This window comes from Sphingomonas sp., from assembly GCF_051962185.1.
Lineage (GTDB): Bacteria > Pseudomonadota > Alphaproteobacteria > Sphingomonadales > Sphingomonadaceae > Sphingomonas.
On record NZ_JBQCCN010000210.1, the window covers coordinates 1 to 5,908 of the forward strand.

Genomic DNA, 5,908 nt, shown 5'->3' on the forward strand with positions numbered 1-5,908 from the left:
GGTTCCAGCGGCTTCCCAATGCCGGTGCGCAGGGCTAGGCAAGGCGCATGAGCGCCCCCGTCCTCGACACCCGCCTCTCCGCCGAGAGCGAGCAATTCCGCGCCAATGCCGCGCACAATCGCGCCCTGGTCGACCGCCTTCGCGCCGACGTCGCCACCGCGGCGTTGGGCGGCAACGAAAAGAGCCGCGAGCGCCACACCGCGCGCGGCAAATTGCTGCCCCGCGACCGCGTCGAGCGGCTGCTCGATCCGGGCTCGCCGTTCCTCGAGATCGGCCAGCTCGCCGCGTGCGACCTGTACGAGGGTGAAGTGCCCGGCGCCGGCATGATCGCCGGCATCGGCCGCGTATCGGGGCGCCAGGCGATGATCGTCTGCAACGACGCCACGGAGAAGGGCGGCACCTATTATCCGATGACGGTCAAGAAGAATCTCCGCTCGCAGGAGATCGCAGAACACAACCGCCTGCCCTGCATCTATCTGGTCGATTCGGGCGGCGCCAATCTGCCGCATCAGGCCGAGGTGTTCCCCGACCGCGATCACTTCGGCCGGATCTTCTTCAACCAGGCCAATATGTCGGCCAAGGGCATCCCGCAGATCGCCTGCGTGATGGGCAGCTGTACCGCCGGGGGCGCCTACGTCCCCGCCATGTCCGACGAGAGCGTGATCGTCCGCAACCAGGGCACGATCTTCCTCGCCGGTCCGCCGCTGGTCCAGGCCGCGACCGGCGAAGTAATCAGCGCCGAGGATCTCGGCGGCGGCGACCTCCATGCGCGCAAGTCGGGCGTGGTCGACCATCTCGCGGAGAATGACGAGCAGGCGCTGACCATCGTCCGCGACATCGTCTCGACGCTGCAACCCGACGCGAGGCCCGACATCGAGTTGCGCGAGCCGCGCCCGCCCAAATTCGATCCGCACGACCTCTACGGCATCATCCCGCAGGACGTGCGTGCGCCCTACGACGTGCACGAGATCATCGCCCGGCTGGTCGACGGCTCGGAATTCCAGGAATTCAAATCGCTCTACGGCAGCAGCCTGGTCTGCGGCTTCGCGCACATCTGGGGCATGCCGGTCGCGATCCTGGCCAATAACGGCGTGCTGTTCTCGGAAAGCGCGGTCAAGGGCGCGCATTTCATCGAGCTCGCCAGCCAGCGCCGCATCCCCTTGCTGTTCCTCCAGAACATCTCGGGCTTCATGGTCGGCGGCAAGTACGAGGCGGAAGGGATCGCCAAGCACGGCGCCAAGCTGGTGACCGCGGTCGCCACCGCCAGCGTGCCCAAGATCACCGTGCTGATCGGCGGCAGTTTCGGCGCGGGCAATTACGGCATGGCCGGCCGCGCCTATTCGCCGCGGTTCCTGTTTACCTGGCCCAACAGCCGGATCAGCGTGATGGGCGGCGAGCAGGCGGCGAGCGTGCTGGCGACCGTCCACCGCGACGCGGCCAAATGGACGCCGGAGGAAGCCGAAGCCTTCAAGCAGCCGATCCGCGAGGATTACGAAGCCCAGGGCAATCCCTGGCACGCGTCCGCGCGGCTGTGGGACGACGGCATCATCGACCCCGCGCAGACGCGCGACGTCCTCGGCCTCGCCTTCGCCGCCTGCCTCAACGCCCCGATCCCGGAGCGCCCGAGCTTCGGCGTGTTCCGGATGTGATCGACGCCATCGGCCTTCTCTTATTCCTCCCCGAGCTCGTCTCGGGGAGGGGGACCGCCCGGCGCAGCCGGGTGGTGGAGGGGCAACCGCGCACGCGCAGTGGCGAGGATATGCTCGACCACACCGGACAGATTCCCCAACACCTCGACCGCCGGGATCCTCAACGTCGCGACCCCCACGCCATCAAGCCACGCATCGCGGTTCGCATCCCGCTCCGGTCGATCCCCTCGGCCATGCGCCTCGCCATCGACCTCGATCGCCAAGCGCGCATCGCTGCAGAAGAAGTCGAGGCTGAGCTTCCGTCCCGTCGGCCGCTGACGGCGAAATTTGAGTCCATCCGGCCGTTTGCGCAGTTCCTGCCAGAGCAGCACTTCCGGCAACGACATCTCGCGCCGAAGCCGGCGCGCTTGCTGCACCGCGCTCGCTCCGCCCTTGGGTGCCTTGTCTCTGAACATCGCCCCTGCCCCTCCACCATGCTTCGCATGGTCCCCCTCCCCGAGCCAAGCTCGGGGAGGAATTGAAGGAACCACGATGAACGCAATCCTTCTTCCTCTCCTCCTTCTCGCCTCGGTCGCCGACCAGAAGGCCAGCGACAAGCTTCCGCCCGCCAACCCGCTCCCGCCGCCCAGCAGCGAGGAGGGCCAGGTCATGGCCCCCGTCAACGCGATGTTCGACGGGCTCGCGCGGCGCGATTCCGCGATCATCCTGGCGGCGATGCGTCCCGACGCCACCGCCACGGTCGCCGCGGAAAAGGCCGACGGCACGCGCAGCGTGCGCCGCCTGACCGCGGCCGAATTCGTCGCCGGGGTGAAGCCCGGCCCCGAGCGGTTCGAGGAACGGCTGAGCGATCCCGCGATCGAGATCGACGGCGACATCGCGATGGTCTGGGGCCCCTATGCCTGCCTGAGCGACGGCACGGTCCGTCATTGTGGCGTCGACCATTTCGACCTCGTTCGCGAAAACGGCGCGTGGAAAGTGGCCAATGTCACCTGGTCGAGCCGCGCCACCGGCTGCGCCGCCCAATAATTCTCACTGGAGCCGATCGATGATTGTCCTTCCCCTGCTGCTCGCCGCCGCGGCGCCGGCCGCCGACCGGGGCCCTGTGCCGCCGTCGCCGGCGGACGCCGCCGCGGTGATGGCGCCGCTCAAGGCCTGGTTCGCCGGCATCGACGCGACCGATGCCGCCGCGATCCGCAACCAGATCCGCATCGATGGCGGCGGCGGCGCGACCGTGGCGGTCAGCCGGCCCGACGGCGGCAAGCTGATCCGCCACATCAGCTGGGAAGACTATCTGTCGAAGATCAAGCCGGGCGAGCACCGCTATCACGAGCAATTCACCGGTAATCCGCTGATCCGGATCGACGGCGACATCGCGATGGTCTGGGGTGACTTCACCCTGTCCGTCGACGGCAAGGTCGCGACCTGCGGCGTCGATCATTTCGACCTGGTCCGCGAGAATGGCGCGTGGAAGGTCCAGAACGTGAGCTGGTCGCAACGCACGACAGGGTGCCCAAGCGCATGATCACCTCGCTCCTCATCGCCAATCGCGGCGAGATCGCCTGCCGCATCATCCGCACCGCGCGTGCCATGGGTATTCGCACCGTGGCGGTCTATTCGGACGCCGATGCCAATGCGCTGAATGTCCGCCAGTCCGACGAGGCGGTGCATATCGGCCCCTCGCCCGCGAGCGAATCCTATCTTGTCGGCGACAAGATCCTCGCCGCCGCCAAGGCGACCGGCGCCGAGGCGATCCATCCCGGCTACGGCTTCCTGTCCGAAAACGCCGATTTCGCGCAGGCGGTGAAGCAAGCCGGGCTGGTCTGGGTCGGTCCCAATCCCGACAGCATCCGCGCGATGGGCCTGAAGGACGCCGCCAAGGAGCGGATGATCGCCGCCGGCGTGCCGGTCACGCCGGGATATCTCGGCGAGGACCAGCGCCCCGACCATCTCAAGGCGGAGGCCGATGCGATCGGCTATCCGGTGCTGATCAAGGCAGTCGCGGGCGGCGGCGGCAAGGGCATGCGCCGCGTCGACGCGTCGGAAGAGTTCGCCGACGCGCTCCTCTCGTGCCAGCGTGAGGCGGCCTCGTCGTTCGGCGACGATCGCGTGCTGATCGAGAAATACATCCTCTCGCCGCGCCATATCGAAGTGCAGGTGTTCGGCGACAGTCACGGCAATGTCGTCCATCTGTTCGAGCGCGACTGCTCGCTCCAGCGCCGCCACCAGAAGGTGATCGAAGAGGCCCCCGCCCCGGGCATGGACGAAGAGACGCGCGCGGCGATCTGCGCCGCCGCGGTCCGCGCCGCGCAGGCGGTGGACTATGTCGGCGCCGGCACGATCGAGTTCATCGCCGATGCCAGCGAAGGTCTGCGCGCCGACCGCATCTGGTTCATGGAAATGAACACCCGCCTCCAGGTCGAGCATCCGGTGACCGAGGAGATCACCGGGCAAGATCTGGTCGAATGGCAATTGCGGGTGGCCTCGGGCGAGCCCCTGCCCAAGGCGCAGGACGAGCTCGCGATCAACGGCTGGGCGATGGAAGCGCGGCTCTATGCCGAGGATCCGGCCAAGGGCTTCCTGCCCTCGATCGGGCGTCTCGAGGCGTTCGACCTGGGCGATATCGCGCGCGTCGACACGGGGGTCGAGGAAGGCGCCGACATCTCGCCTTTCTACGACCCGATGATCGCCAAGGTCATCGCCTGGGGCGAGGAACGCGAAGACGCCCGCGAACGGTTGGCGGATGCGCTGTCCGACGCGATCGTCTGGCCGGTACGCTCGAACGCCGGCTTCCTGGTCGAGGCGCTCGAGCACCACGCCTTCGCCGCGGGTGAGGTCGATACCGGCCTGATCGCGCGCGAGGGCGACGCGCTGATGCCGCCTGCCTCGCCGTCGCACGAGGCGCTGGCCGATGCCGCCGCCGCGCTGATCGGCGATAGAGCGATGTCGGGATTCCGCCTCAATGCGCCGGCGCGGCGGAGCGGCACATTCCTGCTCGACGGCGCCAAGGTGACGATCGACTACGATGCGCCGGAGCCCGGATCGGGAGCGGTCGACAGCCTGCTGATCGCCGAGGGCGGCCAAGTGTGGCAATTGACGCCGTTTCGCGCCGCCGGCGGCACGGCCGGCGCCGCGGGCGACGGCGCGATTCTGGCGCCGATGCCGGGCCGCGTGATCGCGGTCGACGTGGCGGCGGGCGACGCGGTGACCAAGGGCCAGAAGCTGCTGACGCTCGAAGCGATGAAGATGGAACACGGCCTGACCGCGCCGTTCGACGGCGTGGTGGCGGAGTTGAACGCCAGCGCGGGTGCACAGGTGCAGGTGGATGCCTTGCTGGTGAAGATCGAGAAGGCGGAGTGATGGGGTTGCCCGTCGTCCCGTCGAAGGCCGGGATCGCAGGCGATGGTGCGACGCGGCCAGCGGCCCCGGCCTACGCCGGGGCGACGAGAGAGGGGCGATGACCAGCCAAATCCAGGGCGACGTCACCGACCGCATCCGGACCATCACGCTCGACCGCCCCGCGGCGATGAACGCCTTCACCGCGCAGATGATGCGGGAAATGATCGCCGCGTTCGACCGCGCCGATGCGGATGACGAGGTCCGCGCGGTGATCGTCACCGGCAGCGGCGAGCGCGCTTTTTGTGCCGGTGCGGACCTCTCCTCCGGTGGCGCGACCTTCGATTACGCGCAGGGGCCGCGCTGGTCCGACGCGGGTTCGCCGGTCGGCCCCGACGGCCAGGTCGATTGGGATCATGAAGGTATTCGCGACGGCGGCGGCCTGCTGTCGCTGCGCATCTTCCAGTCCAGCAAACCGGTGATCGGCGCGATCAATGGTGCGGCGGTCGGAATCGGCGCGACCATGATTCTGCCGATGGACTTCCGCATCGCCGCCGAGGGTGCGCGGTTCGGATTCGTCTTCGCGCGCCGAGGCATCGTGCCGGAGGCGGCGTCGAGCTGGTTCCTGCCGCGCCTGGTCGGCATCTCGACCGCGCTCGACTGGTGCTATTCGGGGCGCCTCGTCCCTGCCGACGAGGCGCAGCAAGCCGGCCTGGTTTGCTCGCTCCACGCCCCCGCCGACCTGCTCCCCGCCGCGCGCGAGCTCGCTCGCCGGCTCACCGCCGAGTCCGCCCCCGTCTCGATCGCGCTGACGCGGCAGATGATGTGGCGGATGATGGGCGCGCCCTCCCCGAGCGACGCGCACCGGCTCGACAGCCGGCTGATTTGGTCGCGCGGCGCCAGCGCCGACGCCAGGGAAGGCGTGG

Annotated in this window: 6 protein-coding genes; 5 read left to right on the forward strand and 1 reads right to left on the reverse strand. The window is 68.8% G+C overall.

Annotation, left to right across the window (positions count from 1 at the left end; genetic code table 11):
* Positions 1-47 precede the first annotated feature (47 nt).
* Positions 48-1,649, forward strand: a complete 1,602-nt coding sequence (locus ACTHJR_RS13335; RefSeq protein WP_440523722.1) for a carboxyl transferase domain-containing protein — start codon at positions 48-50, stop codon at positions 1,647-1,649.
* Positions 1,650-1,669: 20 nt separating this feature from the next.
* Here the strand turns inward: ACTHJR_RS13335 and ACTHJR_RS13340 are convergent, their stop codons facing one another.
* Complete coding sequence (locus ACTHJR_RS13340) at positions 1,670-2,104, reverse strand: endonuclease domain-containing protein (protein WP_440523723.1); 435 nt, start codon at positions 2,102-2,104, stop codon at positions 1,670-1,672.
* A gap of 76 nt (positions 2,105-2,180) precedes the next feature.
* On the opposite strand from ACTHJR_RS13340, the gene ACTHJR_RS13345 reads away from it, so the two are divergent.
* The 4 genes from ACTHJR_RS13345 to ACTHJR_RS13360 all read left to right on the forward strand — a co-directional run.
* Positions 2,181-2,675, forward strand: a complete 495-nt coding sequence (locus tag ACTHJR_RS13345; protein ID WP_440523724.1) for a nuclear transport factor 2 family protein — start codon at positions 2,181-2,183, stop codon at positions 2,673-2,675.
* A gap of 19 nt (positions 2,676-2,694) precedes the next feature.
* Entirely contained in the window at positions 2,695-3,171 is a 477-nt protein-coding gene (locus ACTHJR_RS13350) for a nuclear transport factor 2 family protein (RefSeq protein WP_440523725.1), read from the forward strand.
* Positions 3,168-5,006 carry an acetyl/propionyl/methylcrotonyl-CoA carboxylase subunit alpha gene (locus ACTHJR_RS13355; protein ID WP_440523726.1) on the forward strand — a complete coding sequence of 613 codons (1,839 nt, stop codon included), beginning with the start codon at positions 3,168-3,170 and terminating at the stop codon, positions 5,004-5,006. Before ACTHJR_RS13350 ends, ACTHJR_RS13355 begins: the two co-directional genes overlap by 4 nt.
* A 97-nt stretch (positions 5,007-5,103) precedes the next feature.
* Positions 5,104-5,908, forward strand: an 805-nt coding sequence (locus ACTHJR_RS13360; protein ID WP_440523727.1) for an enoyl-CoA hydratase-related protein, incomplete at its 3' end; no start/stop codon positions are given.